At 41.1% G+C, this 21,802-nt stretch carries 18 protein-coding genes and 7 pseudogenes; 10 read left to right on the top strand and 15 right to left on the bottom strand.

Annotated elements, in window-relative coordinates:
* Positions 1-239: 239 nt before the first annotated feature.
* Positions 240-1,295 carry an AI-2E family transporter gene (locus tag RS130_RS20280; RefSeq protein ID WP_316027429.1) on the top strand — a complete coding sequence of 352 codons (1,056 nt, stop codon included), beginning with the start codon at positions 240-242 and terminating at the stop codon, positions 1,293-1,295.
* A 100-nt stretch (positions 1,296-1,395) separates the two neighbouring features.
* Here RS130_RS20280 and hpf read toward each other — a convergent pair whose 3' ends face one another.
* Positions 1,396-1,752, bottom strand: a complete 357-nt coding sequence (hpf, locus tag RS130_RS20275; protein ID WP_316027428.1) for a ribosome hibernation-promoting factor, HPF/YfiA family — start codon at positions 1,750-1,752, stop codon at positions 1,396-1,398.
* Positions 1,753-2,606: 854 nt separating this feature from the next.
* Between hpf and RS130_RS20270 the strand changes: the two genes are divergently transcribed.
* A complete protein-coding gene (locus RS130_RS20270; RefSeq protein WP_316028107.1) occupies positions 2,607-2,822 on the top strand; it encodes a hypothetical protein in 216 nt (71 codons plus the stop codon).
* Between the two features lie 17 nt (positions 2,823-2,839).
* Here RS130_RS20270 and RS130_RS20265 read toward each other — a convergent pair.
* The 3 genes and pseudogenes from RS130_RS20265 to RS130_RS20255 form a co-directional block, all read right to left on the bottom strand.
* Positions 2,840-3,986 (bottom strand): annotated as a pseudogene (locus RS130_RS20265) (aminotransferase class V-fold PLP-dependent enzyme).
* A 78-nt stretch (positions 3,987-4,064) separates the two neighbouring features.
* Complete coding sequence (locus RS130_RS20260; protein ID WP_316027427.1) at positions 4,065-4,481, bottom strand: phenylacetate--CoA ligase family protein; 417 nt, start codon at positions 4,479-4,481, stop codon at positions 4,065-4,067.
* Positions 4,474-5,517, bottom strand: a complete 1,044-nt coding sequence (locus RS130_RS20255) for a phenylacetate--CoA ligase family protein (protein WP_316027426.1) — start codon at positions 5,515-5,517, stop codon at positions 4,474-4,476. The genes RS130_RS20260 and RS130_RS20255 overlap by 8 nt, the downstream gene beginning before the upstream one ends.
* Before the next feature lie 410 nt (positions 5,518-5,927).
* Here RS130_RS20255 and lepB point away from each other — a divergent pair, with 410 nt between their 5' ends.
* The gene (lepB, locus tag RS130_RS20250) at positions 5,928-6,572 is read left to right on the top strand and encodes a signal peptidase I (protein ID WP_316027425.1); all 645 of its coding nucleotides are present in this window, start codon (positions 5,928-5,930) and stop codon (positions 6,570-6,572) included.
* Positions 6,573-6,801: 229 nt separating this feature from the next.
* On the opposite strand, the gene RS130_RS23615 is transcribed toward lepB, so the two are convergent.
* The 5 genes and pseudogenes from RS130_RS23615 to RS130_RS20230 all read right to left on the bottom strand — a co-directional run bounded on the left by RS130_RS23615 (position 6,802) and on the right by RS130_RS20230 (position 10,735).
* Positions 6,802-7,293 carry a 3-deoxy-D-manno-octulosonic acid transferase gene (locus tag RS130_RS23615; RefSeq protein ID WP_346433349.1) on the bottom strand — a complete coding sequence of 164 codons (492 nt, stop codon included), beginning with the start codon at positions 7,291-7,293 and terminating at the stop codon, positions 6,802-6,804.
* A 234-nt stretch (positions 7,294-7,527) separates the two neighbouring features.
* Positions 7,528-8,101: pseudogene (locus tag RS130_RS23610) on the bottom strand (3-deoxy-D-manno-octulosonic acid transferase); the annotation flags it as partial.
* On the bottom strand, positions 8,074-8,811 hold the full coding sequence (locus tag RS130_RS20240) for a glycosyltransferase (protein ID WP_316027424.1): 738 nt from the start codon (positions 8,809-8,811) through the stop codon (positions 8,074-8,076). The gene RS130_RS20240 and the pseudogene RS130_RS23610, both read right to left, overlap by 28 nt.
* Before the next feature lie 122 nt (positions 8,812-8,933).
* Positions 8,934-9,749, bottom strand: a complete 816-nt coding sequence (locus RS130_RS20235; protein ID WP_316027423.1) for a glycosyl transferase — start codon at positions 9,747-9,749, stop codon at positions 8,934-8,936.
* A gap of 146 nt (positions 9,750-9,895) precedes the next feature.
* Positions 9,896-10,735 (bottom strand): DUF2797 domain-containing protein, encoded by an 840-nt coding sequence (locus RS130_RS20230; protein WP_316027422.1) that lies wholly within the window; start codon positions 10,733-10,735, stop codon positions 9,896-9,898.
* A 386-nt stretch (positions 10,736-11,121) separates the two neighbouring features.
* On the opposite strand from RS130_RS20230, the pseudogene RS130_RS20225 reads away from it, so the two are divergent.
* The 5 genes and pseudogenes from RS130_RS20225 to RS130_RS20205 form a co-directional block, all read left to right on the top strand.
* Positions 11,122-11,412: pseudogene (locus tag RS130_RS20225) on the top strand (hypothetical protein); the annotation flags it as partial.
* Positions 11,355-11,849 (top strand): oxidoreductase family protein, encoded by a 495-nt coding sequence (locus RS130_RS20220; protein ID WP_316027421.1) that lies wholly within the window; start codon positions 11,355-11,357, stop codon positions 11,847-11,849. The pseudogene RS130_RS20225 and the gene RS130_RS20220, both read left to right, overlap by 58 nt.
* An 18-nt stretch (positions 11,850-11,867) precedes the next feature.
* On the top strand, positions 11,868-12,539 hold the full coding sequence (locus RS130_RS20215; RefSeq protein ID WP_316027420.1) for a hypothetical protein: 672 nt from the start codon (positions 11,868-11,870) through the stop codon (positions 12,537-12,539).
* Positions 12,540-12,678: 139 nt separating this feature from the next.
* Positions 12,679-14,427: an ABC transporter transmembrane domain-containing protein gene (locus RS130_RS20210; protein ID WP_316027419.1), complete on the top strand. Its 1,749-nt coding sequence runs from the start codon at positions 12,679-12,681 to the stop codon at positions 14,425-14,427.
* Between the two features lie 86 nt (positions 14,428-14,513).
* A pseudogene (locus RS130_RS20205) lies at positions 14,514-15,045 on the top strand (peptide deformylase).
* A 33-nt stretch (positions 15,046-15,078) separates the two neighbouring features.
* Here the strand turns inward: RS130_RS20205 and RS130_RS20200 are convergent.
* Together RS130_RS20200 and RS130_RS20195 are read right to left on the bottom strand one after the other, a co-directional pair.
* On the bottom strand, positions 15,079-15,630 hold the full coding sequence (locus RS130_RS20200) for a hypothetical protein (protein WP_316027418.1): 552 nt from the start codon (positions 15,628-15,630) through the stop codon (positions 15,079-15,081).
* 20 nt (positions 15,631-15,650) lie between these two features.
* Positions 15,651-15,971, bottom strand: coding sequence for a hypothetical protein (locus RS130_RS20195; RefSeq protein ID WP_316027417.1), 321 nt, complete (start codon positions 15,969-15,971; stop codon positions 15,651-15,653).
* Positions 15,972-16,140: 169 nt separating this feature from the next.
* On the opposite strand from RS130_RS20195, the pseudogene RS130_RS20190 reads away from it, so the two are divergent.
* Positions 16,141-17,362: pseudogene (locus RS130_RS20190) on the top strand (lytic murein transglycosylase).
* A gap of 491 nt (positions 17,363-17,853) precedes the next feature.
* On the opposite strand, the gene RS130_RS23990 reads toward RS130_RS20190, so the two are convergent.
* The gene (locus RS130_RS23990; RefSeq protein ID WP_428982878.1) at positions 17,854-18,279 is read right to left on the bottom strand and encodes an NnrS family protein; all 426 of its coding nucleotides are present in this window, start codon (positions 18,277-18,279) and stop codon (positions 17,854-17,856) included.
* A gap of 64 nt (positions 18,280-18,343) precedes the next feature.
* A pseudogene (locus tag RS130_RS23985) lies at positions 18,344-18,823 on the bottom strand (NnrS family protein); the annotation flags it as partial.
* A 351-nt stretch (positions 18,824-19,174) separates the two neighbouring features.
* On the opposite strand from RS130_RS23985, the pseudogene RS130_RS23980 reads away from it, so the two are divergent.
* Positions 19,175-19,605: pseudogene (locus tag RS130_RS23980) on the top strand (Rrf2 family transcriptional regulator).
* Positions 19,606-19,729: 124 nt separating this feature from the next.
* On the opposite strand, the gene RS130_RS20170 reads toward RS130_RS23980, so the two are convergent.
* Both RS130_RS20170 and RS130_RS20165 read right to left on the bottom strand, forming a co-directional pair.
* Positions 19,730-20,455, bottom strand: a complete 726-nt coding sequence (locus RS130_RS20170; RefSeq protein WP_316027413.1) for a hypothetical protein — start codon at positions 20,453-20,455, stop codon at positions 19,730-19,732.
* Positions 20,452-21,609 (bottom strand): methyl-accepting chemotaxis protein, encoded by a 1,158-nt coding sequence (locus RS130_RS20165; RefSeq protein ID WP_316027412.1) that lies wholly within the window; start codon positions 21,607-21,609, stop codon positions 20,452-20,454. Before RS130_RS20165 ends, RS130_RS20170 begins: the two co-directional genes overlap by 4 nt.
* Between the last annotated feature and the right edge of the window lie 193 nt (positions 21,610-21,802).

Below are 21,802 nucleotides of genomic sequence, written 5' to 3'. Positions count from 1 at the left end.
GTAGTGCAAGATAAGATAAACATTTCGAATCAGCAAAACGCCACTGCCTGAGCGTGTCGAGCAATCGCCTATCTTAGCTTCTACAACGGACACCTAAAGCGGAAGACGACAATACATAACAGAACACAGTGGTGGATTTGAGCGTCATGCAATTGCTTAGTGTTTCTTTCCATTCAGCGCTATAAAACACGACACAGATCTGTTAGTTTGCGCACAAGGTATTCATTCAGAATTGTATTATGCAAATCAAATTTCAAGCGTCGGTGAAAGCTCTATTAGTGTTGGCCTCAATCGTGATCATTCTGGCGGGGATCAAGGCCGCTAGTGCGATTGTTGTGCCATTTTTATTATCGGTTTTTATTGCCATGGCTTGTAGTCCAATTATCACCTTGGCTAATCAATATAAATTACCACGTGCTTTGGCTGTAATATTGGTGATTTTGTTGATTGTCTTATTTGGCTTGATCTTAGCCGGATTGGTCGGTCAATCGATGAACGAGTTCAGTCAGAATTTACCCAAGTATCGAGAACAGCTTGTAGCACAATTTTCGTGGGTAATTGGTCAGTTAGATAGATTTAATATCAGTGTAAATAAAGAACAGTTATTGTCTTATTTAGATCCCGGTGCAGCCATGAATATGGCGACAAATGTGTTATCTAGTTTAGGTGGTGTGTTAACCAACTTCTTATTGATTTTGTTGATAGTGGTTTTCATGTTATTTGAAGCAGAGTCGATCCCAAAGAAAATTCATATCGCGTTAGATGACCCTAGTATGAAAATGGCGCAAATCGACAAGTTCTTAGTTTCAGTGAAGAATTATTTAGCCATAAAAACGTTAGTCAGTTTAGGCACCGGGTTGATCATTGGTATTTGGTTGTATTTCTTAGGCGTGGATCATTTCTTATTGTGGTCGGTGTTGGCTTTTTTATTAAATTATATTCCAAATATCGGCTCGATTATTGCGGCGGTGCCCGCTGTTTTACTCGCATCGGTTCAACTAGGCATGCCAACAGCGGGGTTAACTGCATTAGGTTTTGTAGTGTCAAATATGGTAATGGGCAATGTGGTTGAACCTAAATACATGGGCCGTGGCCTAGGTTTATCAACGCTGGTCGTCTTTTTATCGTTAATCTTCTGGGGGTGGTTACTTGGTACAGTGGGCATGTTATTGTCCGTCCCATTAACGATGATTGTTAAAATTGCTCTGGAGTCGAGCCAAGAAACCCATTGGATAGCGTTAATGTTAGCCAGTGAAGAAGGGGCATTTGAAGAGGATGAAGAATCAGAAAAATAAAAACGGTTTAGCTGTACTGGATGGCGTTATAAGTGTTTATCGTTGGCTATGAAACAGCGATAAAATCGATAGCTTCCGCAGAAGCTATCGGAGAAATTCGTTACCGAAGTTCCATACCTTGGATTATATCTACTGCTATTTCTGGTGCATCGGTTTCAGGTTTTTTGTGTAAATCGCCTTTTACTTGTCCTTTACGGTGGCTTAGGGCTGCATCAAGTTTTTTGGCTGCTTTGGCTATGGCAGGATACATAACTTTGTCATTGCCAGATGTGGCGATACGTGTGTTTTCATAATTTGTAACTAATTCAACCTGATACTCGCCATGCTCTTTGGTAATAATGCTATCTATTGAGATAAGAGAGGGGAAATGACTAGCGAGTTTCGCTAATTTTTGCTCTACATGTTCTTTAACGCCGTTACTGACTTCTACATGGTGACCTGAAATATTTACTTTCATAGGTATTCCTTCTTTCAATTTACATTTTACTTACGTTTCATTATAGAACTTGGGGCGTTTAATGTAGTTTAAACCCGTCAAGGTGCATAAAATTCAAATATATTTACCTTCTTTCTTTATTGGGACGAAAGCTTAAGTTACAGCTGGTATTTACTAAGATCAATTCCATTTATATATAAAAAACTGCCTGTTATGCTTTTAAAAGATTGGATTTTAATGAAACTTTTTTTTGGCGTTAGCCAAGTCAATGCCAAAGACAGGTGTTAGATATTCTAAATGGCAAGGTTAGAAAGTTTCCCGTTTTTTATTCTTAGTGTTTTCAATTCGTTGCGCTAATTATAATTATCAGAGAAGCTCTCTTCAGTGACCTATGTTGGTACGACGGGATAGTCATCTAAAGGTAAAGGGGGCCCCTAGGCGGATTTTGCTATGCAAGTGTGTTTATTGCTATCCAAGTTTTTAGCCTTTCGGTAAATAATGGTACTTAACCTGAGCTCAAGTTACTTTAAACCAGTACGTAATGATAAGTCGTCACCTAGCGAGCATTTACATGCACTCAATCAAAACGCTTAATTAAATTACTTGTTACAAAAAGAAGTCAATGCTCTTTCGAGTTTGAGCAACCATTGCTGCATAGCGATGCCTTGTTCAAAACCGTTGGATGCATACAAATAGGTCACTTATCAATATGGATTGGTATGCTTGCTAGGCTCAAGGATAGTAGTGCTCAGACTTATCTAGTAACGGCTTGTGTTGTATGTCAGCACAAATTATTCTTGACTATGGTTTAAAATAGAACAAACTTTCGCACCTATATTTACAGGTATCAAGTGTAAAGGAGCCCCGACTCAATGATGCAAACAGAAATTAGCTATCGTTTTAAATCGGCGCAGGTTGCTAACCGTTTTTTGAACGAACTAAAACACTGGTCGGTAGCTGACGTGAAAGCCAAACTATTTAACGGCTCAGATTCAGTGAAAGTCACTTACCTATTTGATGGTAAAGGATTTGATTATACATGCTCTGAATTGGACACCTTAGCCGATAAATACGAAGGCGAAGAGGTATAATTCAACCCCATCAATCATTATGTTGTTTTCACTAAGTCAACGATTTGCTTAATACCATAAATAGCCTCGTCAATATCCTGTTCGGAGTTATATAACCAAAAGCTAATTCTTAGTGACGCTGGTTTTCCTATCAGTTGATGCAGTGGCTGAGCACAATGAAACCCTGAGCGCGCACAGATGTTATACCTGTCACTAAGACCCCGGGCAATGATATGAGGGGATATCCTAGGAAAACACAAGCTGAATGGGCCATTTTTCGTTTCGCCTTTTTGACTTATTAGATTTTCTTGAGGGAAATTCTCTATTAATTTCTTGTAAGTATAGGTAGATAGGTGGCTGAAAATATCATTGACTCTATCCATGCCAGTGTCCATCAAAAACTCTAGGGCGGCTGATAAACCTACAACAGATTCAATGGCAGGCGTGCCTGCCTCAAATTTCCAGGGCGCATTCTTCAATTGTACTAAGTCGGTGTTAACACTTTCTACTGTCGACCCCCTTTATGAAACATATCCATTTGCTCGAGCAATTCTATCTTGCCATACAACACCCCTGCGCCAGTGGGAGCGCCCAGTTTGTGGCCACTAAATGCCAGGAAGTCCACGTTTAACTGTTGTACGTCTATAGCCATGTGTGGGGCTGATTGGGCCGCATCAACCAGCACTTTTGCATTATAGGTGTGGGCCAGCTCACAGATTTTTTTATGTCGAGCACATTACCCGTGACGTTAGATATTTGCGATAAGCTGACTAACGACACGTCGTTTTTGCTTAGCTCTGTTTCCAATTCCTCTAAGTCGACCTGACCGTCGCTATCAATTTGTAATCTATGTACCTTATCTTCCCATGGTAAATAATTAGAATGATGTTCAGCATAACTTGTTATCACGCGGCCCTTTCTGGCAAAACACCGAGCGACTAGGTTTAGCGCCTCTGTTGTGTTGCGTAAAAATACTATGTTACTCGCGTCGGCATTAAGAAACATGGCGGTAATTTCGCGAGATGTTTCATACAATTCCGTTGCTTCATCCCCTAAAAAGTGGACCGAACGATGAATGTTTGCGGTGTGTTTGGTTAGCACAGAGGTTACTGCATCTACTACACATTGGGGCTTAAGTGAGGTAGCAGCGCTGTCTAGATAAATAAGTCTACTCTGTTCACCCATGTCTCGTTTTAAAATGGGAAATTGTTGGATTAAGTCATCATTTTGCAGTGTCATTTATAATCCTTTATATGTGTTGTTTTAGTGTGTTTTGGCTTTGTTGTAAGAGTCTTTAATGGCTAAATATTTACCGCTGCTTTCAGGACATATAAATTCAACAATATTCAATTTTGGGGGCGTTCTAAGCTCTAATATGTCTTGCAGTTGTTCAGCAAGCCCTGTTAATTCTGACGGCTCGCAAAGTACCACTTGAATTTTGTACAGCTTAGCTGTCAGCCGTTCTATTTTAAAATTAATGATTTCATCGATAGCAAAAAATAGATTTTGCATTTGCCTCGCATAGACATATTTTCCGCTTTCTAAGTGAAATGATTCTACTTTTCTGCCCAGCACAAGTAATTTCTGTTTAGTGGTCTGTGTTTGCTCAGGCGTAAAATAGCCTATATCACCAATACTGTAGCGAACAATTGGCATCACTTGATTGGTTAAGTCAGTCACGACTATATTGCCTGTGTTGGCCTTTAGGGACAGGGTGACCTTGTTCATCGATTATTTCTACGTGAACCACACTTTGATAAACATCAATTTCATGAGTATTTTTAGCTGAAATACCTATAGAGCCCACTTCGCCGGTTCCATATGCGTTGACAAAATCAGCATCGAATACGCTACAAATATAGGTAACTAAGGATTCACCCGCGAGTCCACCGTAGGGGATCAATACATCAACATGAGGAAAACGCATGTTCTTTTGCGCAGCCCGCTTAGCTAACCAGTACAAAAAATGCGGGTAGCCTCTGATGACATTAATTTTTTCTAGGGTTATTTGTTCTAGGTATTTGTCTAACTGAATACAAGTATGTGCCCAATCATTGGACTCGATTGGCAATAGAGTTTTTCGCTTCAAGAAAATCTGCCGCTCAACTCGACCTCTTAAGTCACTGATAGCCGCACTATTGAAACTGCGTTTGTTTTTGATTAGCCAGAATAGGTATTTAAATAACGGTTCAGGCCCATCATCGGCTAGACCACAGACTACATTACACGCCGATGGCGGTATATCCACAGTGCGACGACCAAATGGTTGCCCTTGAGAAAGTTTAATTGTCAGGTGTTCAGATGCTCGTAAAAAATCTCTCTTTACAAAATCGGTGACAACAGTCATACGATCATTGGTGCCAGCGGAAGAAAGAAATTGCCAGCTGCTTTTATGCCGGGCTGAGGTGATTCTATCTGGAAAATTTTTGTTGTAGGTAGATTTGAAGGTTATAGGTAACAAAGCTAAATACTGAAAGGCATTTTTATTGTCAATGATGTCTGGCTTGATGTTGCTTGATGCTAAAATAGGTTGCCAATAGGGGATAGTAAATAAAGAGTGAAATAAATTATTTAGTCTGGCCGGAGACTCATCGGCAGATTCTAAATTTGGATGGATATGTTGGTTAAGCATACCTTTATACAGCCGCCAAAAATTAGAATCTGAACAAAGTTCAATTAATGGCGCGACAAATTTTGAAAGTATGAAATTGTTCAACAATTATCCTATCCTTGGTCCGCTTGTTATTTAGTTGTTAAGCAAATATTGCTTGAAGGTTGTGTGTTTGTGTAAAAATTATGAAGTAATTTTTAAATTAAATCTATTAATTTGTCTAACAAACCAGCAATTCGCCGGTATCTAATTGAAAAATAGTACTAAAAATGCGCAAAATATTCTGGTTACAATCTCTTACATTCAAAATAATAACTATTAAGTGGATTGATTGTCTGAGGATAAATAGTTTTAAGATAATGTTGTCGTCAACACTTAACTTTATTGGGGATACATGTTCTTGGTCAAGACCGCCATCGAGCAACGAATTCAACAATTTAAGTTGGGCTTTACCCATCTAGCCAACACACGTGTAGCGCCCAAGATAGATGGTATATTACAAAAAGGAGAATAGCGTGACGTTAAATTTGCGTAGTTTTGTTAAACAGAATTGGACTTTTATCGTTTTTGCATTAGTACTGTTTACATCGCGTAGCAGTTTTGCTGATTGGTACTTAGTGCCCACCGGCTCAATGCAGCCAACTATTGTTGAAGGCGACAGGATATTGGTAGACAAATTAGCCTATCGCTTGGAGTTACCCTTTACCGATATCGCCATCATGCAAACTGGCCAACCAAAGCGTGGGGATATAGTCGTGTTTAACTCCCAAAAGGCCGATACACGTTTAGTTAAACGTTTGATAGGCGAGTCAGGTGACACTGTGGCAATGCATAATAACCGCTTAGTGATTAACGGCATTGAAAGTCAATACGAGTTCACCGAAAACACCTATAAGGCCTTTGAATCACTGAGCGGCACCGCACATTTAGTACAATTTGTCCCCATACCAAATGCGGCTAATAATTTTGCTGAAGTAAGGGTGCCGGCCGGACATTACTTGGTGTTAGGAGACAATCGGAACAACAGCTCAGACTCACGGTACATCGGTTTTGTTCCAGAGCAAGAAATTCAAGGTAAAGCGCTGAAGGTGCTTGTGTCGTTAGATGCTAACAATTATTACTTGCCCCGTGGTGAGCGATTTTTCAAAGATTTGATATAAACGCCGAATTGAATGAATAATTGAACGGAATCGATCCGCATTCATTCCAGCTTAAAGTTATTCATTCACATTACTTTACTTAATGGCTTACTCGGTGACGAAATTTTTCGTGTATAGCAAGGCGGATTGTCGTACGTAATAACGTGTTATTGCTAGGCAATCCAACGCCGCTAGACACAAAAAGAGTGTAATCGAGCGGGGGGCTTATCTAGGATTCAGGTTATTTATGTTATGTCGCGAGTAGTTGGTTGATTTGTAGGTTGAGCTTACTTGTCGCCCCACGATTTTCACTGAGGACTTGTGCTGCATTATTACCTAATTGTTGGCAAAAGCTCTGTTCACTGAGCAGTTTCAATAGGGTGGCAGTTAATTGGTCTTGGTCCGACACCATCACCACGCCTTGTCTATCGGCAAGAGATTGGTAAATGTGTTTAAAATTGCGCACATGCTGGCCACTAATAACCGGGATATTGAACAAACTCGGCTCTAATGGATTGTGCCCTCCATTATCAACCAGCGAGCCTCCTACAAAAGCAACGCTGGCAATCGACCAAAATAGTATAAGTTCGCCCATCGTATCGCCAAGTACAATTTGTGTTTGGGCGTTTACTTCAGGTTGCGTGCTTAAAGATAAGGCGCTTCGCCGAACAAATTGAAATCGTTGCTTCTCAATCAATCTTGCAACGCTATCAAAACGATTCTGATGTCTGGGAACTAACACCAATAGCAAAGTGGGGTAAATAGTTTGAACTTTACGATATACGTCGAGAATTAATTCTTCTTCGCCAGCATGAGTGCTGCCAGCTACCCATACTGGCCGTTGTATGCCGTTGACTGGTGGCAGCCAAGCAGCTTTAAGCGCTTGAGTTTTTTGCTGTAACTGATGGTCAATATTGATATCGAATTTAATACTGCCGGTGACAGATAATTTTTCCGTCTGTAATCCTAGCTCGATAAAACGTTTTGCATCTTGAAGGTTATGTGCTGCGATATGGGTGATTTTATGCATCATTTGCCGAGATATTGGGGATAACTTACGGTAACCCGCAGCAGATTTAACTGATAACCTAGCGTTAGCGAGTAGGGTTTTTACACTGAATTGATGGGCAAAGTGTAGTAAATTTGGCCATAACTCGGTTTCGACCAATACGATTAAACGGGGTTGTAGTTGGCGTAAAAAGCGCTTTACCGCCTGGCGTATCAAAAGGTAAGTAAACTTGATACACGCTATCCCCGAATATGGCTCGGATTTGTTCAGAGCCGGTTGGAGTAGTCGAAGTGACGGTAATCGCAAGGTAAGGATACTGTTGCTGGATTTGCTTTATCAGTGGCCCTGCAGCCAATGCTTCGCCTACCGATACACAGTGAAAACATATGCCGTTACGGTAGTCTTGCCGCGTTTTGAAGTATCCTAATCTTTCCAACCATCTTTCTCTATAATCAGCCGTTTTTTTACCTTTTAGCCATAAGCGCAAAAATAACAAAGGTAAGATTAAGCGGATTAGAAAGTTATATAAGTATTTACGCACAGTCGTTTCCTTAGGTTATTGCCAATGTTCTGCCACCCAAGGTGTGGGCAATACTTTTCGATACCATTTCCCCCTTGGCCAAAAATAGCGTCTGGTGGATTTGGATTGCCGTGAAATACTACGATTTTGCAATCGGCAGGCTTGTTGGGGACTTTAAACCATGCGTTTAGACCTTTATGAATACAATTATACTTAAAACTCTTGCACCAGTGTTCGGGCCAATAACTAAGTTGTCCTTGTTTCGCCATAAACTGAGATAAATATTCTTGCTCATTACGCACTTGCTGGCGAATTGTGTGATGATTTTGACGAAAGTTCTCTAAAATTTCAGGATGTTTACCAATTGTAAAGCGGTACACTGACGAGTTGCCGGTGACGTCTTTTTTAACCCAGTCTTTAATGATTGGAAACTCTGCGTTGTGTGCAAAGAAACAATCAATGTTATCCACAATCACCACATCTAAATCAAGAAACAACGCCTGTCCCTTGAGGTCGTAAAGTGGATCGCTAAAGGTGACTAATTTATCCCAGCCACGTTCTGGCCCATTGGGGATGTCTAGTTGGGGAATTGGCAAACTTTCAATTTCGGCACGCAAATTAGTGTTGTCATCGGTTAAGCATACAAACCTAAATGGTAAGCTTAGGTGGCGGCTAACCATTGAATACAAGGTGTTGACATAGTTAGCGTGGTATTTAGTTCCCCACTTCATACAAATTATATTGACTGCTTGTGGCATGGATATTCTCTAGAACTTAACTTGTGGACAAAATAATATCCGGGCATGAAGTTAATATGGCAGTTATATGAATACTCAGTGAAGGCGACTTATATTTACTCTTTCCATAAATTGGCCACCCAATCAGTAGGTAATATATAGTGTCTTAAATGGGCAGGAATGGAGCGGTTGCGACCTTTTTTCCAAAGCAATTGCAAGTGTTCTCGACGAGTTCTAATGGGCTCGTCTGAATGATAACGCCCTTGAATCGCATCAGTGGGATTTAAGTCTCCCGGGAAAATGACGACCTTACTGCTAGCAGGACATTTGGCTTGAGTAACATAATTCAGTGGGAAAGTTGGACGGCAGTGGTGACGAAAATGCAGTACCCAAGGTTTAGGCCAAAACTTAACGCCACCAGGGGCATTGCGGGTGACGTACCTTTGTTCGTATTTATAGGTTTCAGCAACGTCTAACGGCGCTTTAGCAAATTCATCTAATAGGGGAACCAGCTTACCCACGGGAAAACGGTAGATAGATGTTTGTCCGAGTTTTTCTAATGGGTTGCTAGGGTTGCGGGCAAGAATGACGTCATCTGGTTTACCAAAACTAAAAAAGCAATCTAAGTTTCCAGTGATCACTACATCTAAATCTAAAAATAGGACCGGGCCAGATAGGTCGGCGAGTGTCTTATTCCACAGTCGACATTTGGGCCAAATTCCTTTTTGGGTTTTTGGTAATTCAAAGCTTAAGTAAGGTAATGGCTCTGCTCTTACATCTTGGCGAATACCTTGCGGATTATCGGTAAAGCAAGTAAAAGTGAAAGGGGGAGTGATATTACGAGCGACCATGGCATATAGTCGGTTAATGTAATCTGCACCATATTTGTTTCCCCAGTTAATACAAATAATTTGTTTGCTTACGTTGTCCAAAAAACACTCCCTAAATCTATGTTATTACTTATTTTCTATAAAGTATAAACATATGAATAGGGGGACAATTATGACAACTAGAAGAATTTTATTGGTCTTTTACAGCTGTACGCCCTTTACCGCCAGACCTTAAGACTAAGCTTATTTTACGCAGTCGTCACTGCTAGTTCGTAGCCCGAATACTTACGCATGTTAATCACGCGATCACCATCTAACATTAAATATTGTCCTTTAATGCCTAACAGCGTACCGCTGAATTCGCCGTCTTTATCTAGATTTATCGATTTCACTTTTTCTGGATATTGCTGCACAGGATAGTGAATATCAATGGCTGGCGAGTCAGTGATTTCGATGGCTTGAAAACCATATTCTTCGATAATTTCGTCTAGGTCGTTTTCTACCTGTTCCAAAAGACTTTCTTTAAGTGCTGCTAGATCAGTTTGCTCTGGAGCGCTCTTTAACATAGTGCGCCAATTGGTTTTGTCGGCGATAAATGACTTAAATGCCGTTTCGACTAGGCCACTGGTTAAACGGTTTTGTACCCGCATAATGGCAATGGCCTGAGTGGCTCCTTGATCAATCCAACGACTCGATACGCCGTCTGTCACGTGCCGAGTGATCCCCACTTTGATCGTGCCGGTGTTGGCTAAATATACAAAATGGTCTGACAAACAATTTGCTTCACCCCATTTAGGCTCGCGGCAAGTGCCAGCATCGTAATGGCAAAGTTCAGGTTTGATGATACAAGTGTCACACTGAGCAAGTTTAGTCAGACAACGATAACAATATCCCTGATTAAAACTCTTCTTGGTTAAGGTCGCGCAATGCACACAGTGTATTTGCCCAGTGTATTGCATAGAAATGGTTTGACCAATCAACGCATTCATTTGAATTTTATCCTGACCTACGGGCAACACATATTGAGCAAGGTTGTCTGAGTTGGCGCTCACTTGCATTTTTCGAATGTTGCCTGTGTAACTTGTCATAAATTAGCCTTCAGTGATTGTTTGAACGGCGAGCATGCTACTGATTGATAGCATCATATTCAATGTTAATTTGGCAAATAGGCGGACAAATGGGTAAACTTCAAGCTGTTTCCACTATTCTGAAAATCGGTTATGACCTTGTTAGAGAATGTTCAAAATTTGTTAGCCGATAAGCATCTGAGAAAATTGGAAACGGTACAAACTTTATGGAGTGGGTACGGAGAAATTGCTCGCTACTTTAGTCCAAAGTTAAACACCAATGTAATTGTTAAGTATATTAACCCGCCGACAAAAATGAACCATCCTCGGGGTGGAATAGCGAAACTAGCCATCAACGAAAGTTAAAATCGTATCGAGTTGAGGCTAGCTTTTACCAACATTATGCCAAGCAGTGCGATGATTCTTGTAAGGTGCCAAGCTTGATTGCGAGTTCTTTTGAGCAGAACAATACTCAATTACGCAAGCTGATGGTTTTACAGGATGTCGATCAAATTGGTTTTTCACAGCGTAAGACTGAGTTAAATCTAAATGAAGTTAAGTCCGTGATTAAGTGGTTAGCCTTTTTTCATGGCAAGTTTTTAAATATTACTGCTGATGACCTGTGGCCCGTTGGTACATATTGGCATTTAGCGACTATAGGCAAGATGAACTGGCAGCAATGGCTGATGGTGTATTAAAAGCAGAGGCGAGTAGAATCGATGCCACGTTGAACAAAGGGCTGTATCAAACCCTTGTGCACGGCGACGCTAAACTAGCAAATTTTTGTTTTGCAGATGAGTCAATTCGTAGCCCTATCGCTGCTGTTGATTTTCAGTATGTGGGTAAAGGTGTTGGAGTTAAAGATTTAGCGTACTTTTTAGGCAGTTGTTTATCTGCTAAAGATCTAGCTCATAACGCGTCAATACTTGTCGACGAGTATTTTTCGCAACTGGAGCAAGCAATGTCTGAATATCAAGTGGTTTTAGATTTTGCTAAACTTGAGGCAGAATGGCGGTATTTATATGCCTTTGCGTGGGCAGATTTTCAGCGCTTCTTACTCGGCTGGAGCCCTTCTCATTCTAAAATTAATTGCTACATGCAGCAACAAACCCAGTTAGCCTTATCTCAATGCTAAGTATCCCTTAGGAAAATAATGACACCAGCACGTTCTCTTCTGACCCTGAATATAAAAAGGGCACTAAAAGTTAATTTTGTACCCGCAATTTGTTTACAGTGTTTTGCCTTATTTATTGGCTTTAGCTATTTCTATTGGCCTGCATCCGCTAGCGTATTTCAATTTTTCGCAGATTTAAAGGCTAAAAATGGAGCAAGTTATGCGGTGCTATCTACGGCTATTTTTGGGGGGGTAGTACCTTTTACTTACTTGTGGGTTAAGGGCCGTATTCATTTTTTGCCGTTACAGCAGTTGCTGTTTTACGTTGTTGTTTGGGGCAGTTTAGGATGGTTAGTCAATGAGTTATATATTTTTCAGTCGCACCTATTTGGCAATAGTGCAGATTGGCAAACGATAGCGAAAAAAACCATTTTTGATCAATTTGTGTTTAGTATGATATTTACTTGCCCAGCGCTTACTCTGGCTCACTTGTGGAAAGACCAACAGTTTAATTGGGCCAAAACGCGGCCTCTTTTAGGGCAACTCATTAAAGTGCAAATACCTACCACAGTATTAACCAACTGGCTGATTTGGATACCCGCCGTGTGTTTAATTTATACCATGCCATCCAATTTACAAATACCTTTGTTCAACTTGGTATTGTGCTTTTTTGTATTGATTTTGGCCATATTGAACACCGAACACGATTGACGCTTTGCTTGTAACATTTCGATACCTATTTATTGTCATGATCTATCGTTATGCTAGTTTTAATCCCCATTTTAGTATTTCCCATATCTATTAGTAGCTGAGCTTAAAATAGAGCCTAAATTAATGTAGAGAGATGATTGTGCAATCAGTAAAAACCAGTAGTTTAATGAAATGGCTGTTCGGCCAACTTCGCCCTTATAAAGGTAAAGTGGCTATTGCCATGACGGCTCTTTTGGTTAGCGCCGGGGCATGGCTGCTATTAGGTCAGGGCATTAAATTTGCGGTAGACCAAGGTTTTATTGCTAGTAATGGTGATAAATTGGAGCAAATGGTGTTGTCGGTATTGGCCATAGCGCTAATTGGTAGTATTGCCACTTACTTTCGTTTTTATTGGATGATCTGGCTCGGCGAACGGGTCAGTGCTGATATCCGGCAAAAAGTCTACGCTCACTTATTAACTTTATCGCCAGCCTTTTTTGCTAAAACTCGTACAGGTGAGGTGATATCTCGCTTTACCGCTGACACTACGTTACTGCAGTCAGTGGTAGGAATGGGCTTGTCTATGGCGTTGCGCTCTTCAGTTACCTTTATTGGCGCGTTAGTACTGATGCTGTTTTCTAGCACTATTTTGACGTTGTACGTGTTGATCGCGGTGCCGATAGTGTTATTGCCTATTCGGTTTTTTGGTGCGAGGGTGAGAGTATTCTCAAAAAATAGCCAAGATAGAGTGGCCGACGTAGGGGCTTATGTGGATGAAACCCTGCACGAAATTCACACAGTGCAAGCTTACTCCCACGAGCGGATCGATGAACAAAGTTTTGCTGAGCGCATAGAAAATGTGATGTCAGCAGCCCATCAACGAATTAAATATCGAGCGTTGTTGGTGGCTTGTATCATTGCCATAAGCGTAAGTGCGGTGACAATTGTGGCGTGGTTAGGAGCGCAGTTAGTTTTAACCAGTGAATTGAGTGCGGGAGAACTGACTGCCTTTATGTTTTATGCGGTAATGGCTGGTGGTTCGGTGGCGACTATCAGTGAGGTTATTGGAGAGGTGCAAAAAGCGGCAGGCGCCAGTGAGCGTTTGATGGAATTGCTCAATACGCAAACCAGTATTCAGTCCCCGCCTAATCCACAGATGATATCCACCGAGGTTAAAGGCAATATAACGCTGCATAACGTTAGTTTTGCTTACCCTGAATCTCCGGAAATAGCAGTGATCAAGGATCTAAATTTAAGTATCAATAGTGGTGAGCGAATTGCTTTGGTTGGTCCTAGCGGAGCAGGCAAGTCTACGTTATTTCAACTATTGTTGCGTTTTTACGATGTGACGAGCGGTGATATAAAGGTCGAAGATAAAGATATTCGCACACTGAAAGTAGAAAATCTTCGGGAGCAATTTGCTTTAGTACCCCAAGAGTCGGTGATTTTTGCCGCTTCGGTACGAGACAATATTTGTTACGGCCGGCCTAACGCCAGTCAAGCTGATATAGACCGAGCAGCCAAAGCCGCCAGAGCCTACGATTTTATTATGGACTTACCACAGGGCTACGATACCAACTTAGGTGAGCGGGGCGTGCGGTTGTCAGGTGGACAAAAACAAAGAGTGGCTATAGCACGGGCTATTTTGGCAGATCGTCCCATTTTATTATTAGACGAAGCCACCAGTTCTTTAGATGCAGCAAATGAGCAACATGTAAAACTTGCACTGGATGAATTAATGAAAGGCAAAACCACTTTGATTATTGCTCATCGGCTTGCCACTGTGATTAATGCAGATAAAATTGTAGTAATGGATAAAGGACAAGTTGTCGCTATTGGCAGTCATCAAGAACTGTTAGAAACTAACGCACTGTATGGAGAATTTGCTCAGTTGCAGTTGGTGAATTAAGGCTGTATTTAGCCTCGAGACGCAGGCATTAAGTGGCAATGAATACCTAACGTAGAGCACATTGGAAGATAAGTGAGAAGTTATTGATGAAGATCGCCCAAGTGGGGGAAGAGGTTTTAAAAACGCCTGCCCAGCAAGTGTTGCCTGAGGCGTTTAGTGGCGCTGGATCCAGTGAGTTAAATGCGTTTATTGACGCACTGCTCAGTACGATGTTAGCGGCCAATGGTATAGGTATTGCGGCCCCTCAAGTGTTTGATCCCCGCGCGATTATGATTATTGCTTCGCGGCCAAACCCCAGATATCCGGATGCACCAGATATGCAACCAGAAGTACTGATTAACCCATGTATTAAAGCTATGAGCACTCATACTGTATGGGAGTGGGAAGGGTGCTTGTCTGTGCCTGGATTTACGGGGACGGATTGAACGTGCCGACTGGGTTGAAGTCAGTTATTTATCTCGTGAAGGGGAGACTAAACAGGTACGCTATCAAGGGTTCTTAGCCCGAATATTTTTGCATGAATACGATCATTTAATTGGCAAAACCTGGCTAAATCACATTAGCGATGCGAATAACATGATGGCCAATGAAGTGTGGCTAGAGAAGTTTGCGCGCTAAAACAGGTCATTTATCAGCGAAAATTGCTGTTAGTTAATCACTATTAATGACTATCCAGTCTTTGACTTGGCTGTTGATAAATCCCATCTGCTCATATAGTGCGCGAATTCGTCCTTGGGCTCTTAATTTTTGCATACCAGAGATAAGAATTTTTGCATAATAACGGCCATTTTTTGATGTTTTTGAAATAACAAAATGCCGCGTATCATATAATTTCACTTTAATCCCTTTTAGAGGGACATTGCATAAGCGCAGCTCGCACTCTTGTAAGTTTTCATTATTGACAAATTCTGACAAATAAAAATCAGCTCGCTTAGCCTGCAACAGCTTGAATATTGGGTCGTTGTCTTCGAGTTTGATGACATTAGGTGTCAGGGTGTTGATAATAGACACATCATGTTGCCAATCTCGTACAACTAACCCAGTTAATGTGCTTAGGTCGATGGCGGTGGCAGGTTGATCCAATAAAGTTTTGTTTTCTTCACTCACATATAGCCCTTTTTCAAACTCACCTTTTTGAATGGATGGCGGGGTTGCTTGTACGTTGGCGTCTTTAAATTGAAAAGGCCACAGACTGGTTAACAAGGTATCTAACTTACCTTGCTCTAGCAGAGCTGAGTGCTTTTCTGATCATTTGGTACTGGATGAGCAATTATATTTAGTGTGTAGCCTGAGGCAGAGACAGCTTCACAAATTATGGTTACTTCAGCGAGGGGGCGATCAATCTGTTCAGTAGCAAATTGGCGAGCTGTTTGGCATAGGTTCTTGTCTAAATGTTGCGGATATTTTAAGTATATGCCTTGGTAAATTCCCATATCTACGGTAATAGTATTATTATTTTCTGCTGCAGCCACAACCGAATATGGCCAACTCAGTAGTACTGAAAGTAAGCCATAGAGCACTAATATTATGTACGGAGGTGACATTTGTTATTGTCCAATTTAGATTAGCGTCAAGTTATTCAAACTACAGGTGTTAACCTTTTTTGAATAATTGCATGTTTAGCGCAAAGAATACACTATCAATTTCTGGTCAGTTCGTTAGCATTAGCTTAGTTGTTAATTTTTTTGAGTAAGTAAATTGTCTTCATTTTCTATGTATAAGAATGTAATTATTTTATTGGGTTTAAGTGTATTTCCTGTTGTAGGCAATGCACAAGCAACTTTGCAGCAGAGTTTTCCACAATGTATCGCCAGATTACAAGCCCAAGCTTTGAACGCTGGGGTGTCTGAAGCTACGTCGAATAATATTTTGGCCAAGGTTCAACCTCTAGAAAAAATCTTAGATTATGACCGCAACCAACCTGAATTTGTGCAAACCTTTACCGGTTACTTTTCGAAACGAGTTACCGATTGGCGGGTTAATAAAGGTCGTGAAAAGCTCAAGCTGCATCAAGCTTTTCTGAGTAAACTCACTCAACAATATGGCGTACCTGCACAGTATTTGATTGCCTTTTGGGGGTTAGAAACCAACTTTGGTAGTTATAAAGGTAAAATCCCCATTTTGCGTGCACTGGCGACATTGGCCTGTGACCAAAGACGAAGCGAATATTTTTCTGGTGAATTAGTACAAGCCCTGTTGCTGTTAGAGCGTGAAGAGTTAAATGAAAGCGACATGATTGGTTCTTGGGCAGGAGCAATGGGCCATACGCAGTTTATGCCTACAGCCTATATGAAATATGCTAAAGATGGAGATGGAGACGGTAAAGTTGATTTGTGGAACAACGAAAAAGATGCTTTAGCATCTGCTGCCAACTTTCTTCAAAACTTAGGTTGGCAACCAGGCTATAGATGGGGCAGAGAAGTGATATTAGATGATGATTTTGATTTCCAGCTAGCAGGCAAAGCCAATCCAAAACCTCTGTCTTTTGGAATGAACAAGGCGTCAAAAAAGTAAATGGCTCAAAAATTGGGCAAGATGATTTAAAAGCCTCTTTACTCATTCCTGCTGGGCATACCGGGTCGGCATTTTTAGTTTACGCTAACTTTGATGTGATATTACGTTGGAACAACTCGGAGTATTACGGTATTGCAGTTGGCCATTTAGCAGATAGGATCAGTGGTCAAAAGGGGTTATCTAAAGCTCTACCTGATTTACCTAAATACACGATTGATGAAATGAAAGCCTTTCAAAATAAGTTAAACAAGTTGGGCTTTGAAGTTGGGGTGGCTGACGGTATTTTAGGTCCGGCGACTCGTAAAGGCGTAGGGCATTTCAAACTTCGGCGGGATTAATCGCAGATGGGTATCCGTCACTAGAAACCGTTGAAGCAGTGAATAGTTCACTTCCGTCGCCAGTCTCGACGACACAAGGTTAGTACAGCACTAACCGTTATCGTTAGTGGATGATGCGCAAGGTTTATTTTATTCGCTTTGCTTAGCGTCATCCCTGACGACTTCGAACCGCAACTCGATAAGTGCAACCAGCGTTATTCTACATTTTGCCACCCATACGCTGTAGCTGCAATTGAGACACCCATGATTACGATTTTAAGGGTGGGCTGTGTGATGAATTTCTACTAGGTCTTTATTTGTAAAAGGTAACGGCTGGATCCCTGCTAAGGGCAGGCAGGAAGCTCCAATTAAAAGCTCCAATTAAGACACCCATGATTAAGATTTTATGGGAGCTCCAATTAAGACACCCATGATTGCAATTGAGACACCCATGATTACGATTTTAAGGGTGGGCTGTGTGATGAATTTCTACTAGGTCTTTATTTGTAAAGGTAACGGCTAGATCCCTGATAAGGGCAGGCAGGCGTGGTCGGCTTTTGAGGTTGATTTGTAAGTTGTGCAGCTAGCTTCTACTTTAGCCTGGTCGTCCATCTGGTCGGGGGCTCGTTAAAACTCTCCAGTAACATATCAGGTAAATTGTATAAGCTAATATCCAAGTCCCAGCTGCCAGTATGTATACATTGAAGGTACTGTAAATTTGTAAGTGTTGCGCACATACTCGGCTTATTCCTGCCAAGATGATAAAAGCAAACGCATATTTCATTGCTGTATGAGGGATAAGTGCTCGACCAGAATGTCCTAAAGCAATTCTTGCGATCATGGCTAATATGATTGAGCTAATGGCGCCTGCGGTTAACCCATGTAAAGCCGTTGAGGATGATATATTTATTCCCAAATAATGCAGTGTAAATAGAGTAAAACTGACAGGTATAAACCAATAGGCTGCGTGTAACGACCATACTAAAGGGGTGGAGAATGTTACCTGAGGGCGCCATCGCAGCGCCCCTAATTGAGTGGGCTAGGGCCGCTAATGCAAATATACCAGCGGCAACGCCTTGCGGTAAATCACTTGGTAAATTGGCTAACTGTAATATGGTTAGAGTAAGTGTTGAACCAAGGGTGAGGGTTTCTAACCATGCTAGATTGTGTACTCTTTTAGTATTAGTGCCATTGGCAGTAAACATGGGCAATATTCGGCCTGCAATAATACTGATCAATAAGGTGATAGTCATAACGGTGCTGTACATTCCCCAGCGATAATACTCAGGGGTTTGCAGTACCACTGATAAATGAGTGAGGGCATTGCCCGTCATAATTAACAATAGTAATGGTACAAATATTAAGTTTCGGTATTGATTTACGTTAATCACCAGCTTGGCCATTAAGATGGCGCACAGTAATAAAAAGCTCATATCCACTAAAGCGGTTAACCACTGCAGTGAAGTTAAATTGCTTAGCATCAGCAACCTGCCTGTGAACCATACTACAACGAGTAACATTAATGATTTACCATGAGTTGCTCGTAAGCCGGTCCAGTTTTGCACCGCCGTTAATAAAAAGCCGGCTATGATGGCGGCAACAAAACCAAAAGCATTTCGTGGGCATGCCAAAAGTGCATACCTCCATAGGGCGATATCAGCACATTGCCATGTAGAAATAACGCCCAAAGACTCATACTGTAAATCGCAAAAATAGCCCCAACCAAAAATAATGGTCTGAAGGCTGGCGCCAAATTGCAGGAATATTTTGTTCAATGGTTGGATCTGAGATATTCATTGGTTTTTCATCATACTGAATTAACATACATATTATATGCATGTTTCATAAGGTGCATATTATATGTATCATATATTCGTGTCAATCATCAGTACTACAGATAACTCAAGGCAACATAAATGCAATTAACCCGATATACCGATTATGGATTGAGAACTCTTATTTATTTGGCGCTATTGCCAGAAGGGAAAAAGGCGAGCATTGATGAAATTAGCCAAGTTTATGGGATTTCTCGAAACAACCTCAATAAAATAGTACATCAGCTAGGGAAGGCCAATATTATTCAAACGCAACGAGGTAAGGGAGGGGGATTTTTTTAATTCAATCAGCTGAACAAATTAACATTGCTACTGTCGTGCAGTTATTAGAAAGCTCAATGCAAGTGGTAGAGTGTCATTCTCCGCCTTGTCGAATATTACCTGCATGTAAGTTGAAAAGTATCTTTGTTGAAGCCACGCAAGCGTTTATACAAAGTTTGGCAGCCTATCATTTAAGTGACTTATTAGTTCATGAGCGAGACGGGCTTGTACGAATATTGAATATTCAATGAGCCTAGTATGAATGTTTAATTTGCTCTTGTAAGGCAAGTAATTCAGCATCCAACAATCTATTGATCGCATCCATTGCGTGACTCGCGGCGGTGAAGTATTGCTCAGTAGTTATTTCTACTGTGCTTACCGTAAGGAGTTCTTTTGCAGCAGGCTCGTAAAGTTATGGCAGCTAATTTTTGCAAGATTAATTAACTGTGTTTGTTGGCAGCCGTTTCGTTCTAAGTAATTAAATACCTTTGTTGATAATTGCGCTATTTTAGTATCTAAGTACCCCAGCTTTACTTTGTCTACTTGGGTGCAAACACCACGAGCAACGATAGCTACACCTACTGCTCTAGATTGACCTATAAACTCAGCGGTAAAAGGTAAGTCTTGCCAAAGGGCTGCACTGGCAAACGTGCCTTTAAATGATTTTTTATCGAAACTTCTCTGCTCTGCAATATCTTCGAACAAATACAATAAGTTTGTGATCAAGTTGGTGTGCTGGGTAAAACTAGTGGCTAAATCCAATTGTGTGCATTGCTTGCTTAGTCTACGCCAATGATCTAGATATCCCATCCACCGACCTTGCTGAGCCATAAATGGGTCACCGTCTAATTTGTCGATAATAGGCTCTAGCGTACTATTAATGCTGGTTAAGGTGCTAAGAGCTTTGCCATCCCCTTGAATATACGCAGCACACATGCCCCTATGTTTTTGGGTAAAAGCGATGACTGTTTTCAGTTGCAACAGGTGTTCAATGACGGTTTGCTGATGACGCCATTTATTTTTCTTTGAGTGAGTAATATATATAGTCATTGCAGCGGCTAAAACGAAGGCCGCAAGTAGTGAAAAAGCCGTGTCCATCATAGGTTACTATCCTGTGAACTACTGGTTATTGTGCGTAAGTGGCTTGCAAGTTGATTGGTTTGCTTGGCGATTTCTGCATTTTGCTGGGCGATTTCTACCATTTCTGCAAGATGTTTGGAAATGTCTTTGGTAGCGACTCTTTGCTGCTGTGTATTGCCAGAGACAATAGTTACTTGTTGTTGTACGTAGGCAGATTTGCTGTGTATCTCATGTAAAATTTGATTCGCGTCGTCAGATTTTGCAGCACAGCTTTCTGATAATTGAAATACTTTGGACATGTTGCTGCTAACACTCGCACTTTTGATTTTTACATCTTCAATGCTGTTTATAATATCGGTTGCGGTTTGTTTACTCACGCCCGCTAAGTTTCTGACTTCGTCTGCCACCACTGCAAACCCTCGGCCTTTCTCTCCCGCTCTTGCTGCTTCTATGGATGCATTAAGGGCCAATAAATTCGTTTGTTCTGCTATTTTTTCTATGGCACTGGAAAGAGAGAATACTTGCTCAGTGTTTTGATTTAATTCATTTATTGCTCTTAAGGTATCGGCTGCTTCATTTTTTACTGTGGCTATCTCTTGGGTCAAAACAGACAGTTGTTGCCGGCCGTTGTCTGCCAGAGTGCTCGTATTGGTGGCGGCCTCGGCAAGAGTGTCTATTTTGTCTGTGACTTCCAGTAAAGAGGTGCTCATTTGCTCGATAGCAACAGCACTAAGGTGCGTTGAGGCGGATTGCTTTTCTACGTTTTCTGCTAGTGCTTGTGAAGAATGACTCACTTGTTCTGAGGAATAGTGGATCTCAGATAGTTGTTCAGTCAACGCGTTCCTTGACCGGCCCGATTCTCTATATAGCGAGGTCAAATTGTCCAAAACAGAGCTTAAAAATATAACATTTGCCACATCTGTTTGGATGCTTTTTCCGCTAGGGTCATGCCCCATCATGGCGGACTGTAGTGCCGCTATATCTTGTTTAACGCAAAAATAAACGGTTACTATTAGCCAAACTAGTAACAGGCCTATGGCAATACGGAGGAAAATGGAGCTAATTACTTCAGGCAATACTAACAGGGTTAAACCTAAGCTACATATTATGCCTAGGGAGACAAAGCCTAATTTTAGCCCTAGAAACGTAAATAAAATGCGTATTGGTGCTGTCATTAAAAGGTTCTTACAAAGTGGGCTTTAGCTTACTTGATAATAAGCAAGTAATATTCCAAACAGTCATTAGTTGCTAGGCAGTTGGTTGTTAGTAAAAAACTGTCGTCGTTTGTAAGTAAAGTAGCTGAGTATCTATGCACTTAGTTGGTAAAAGCCCAATAAATTACGCACTAATAATGTGATTAAATTCTTA

It is taken from the genome of Paraglaciecola aquimarina, from assembly GCF_032464635.1.
In the GTDB taxonomy this organism is placed as follows: Bacteria; Pseudomonadota; Gammaproteobacteria; order Enterobacterales; family Alteromonadaceae; genus Paraglaciecola; species Paraglaciecola aquimarina.
This window is presented reverse-complemented; position numbering and strand designations above follow the sequence as displayed.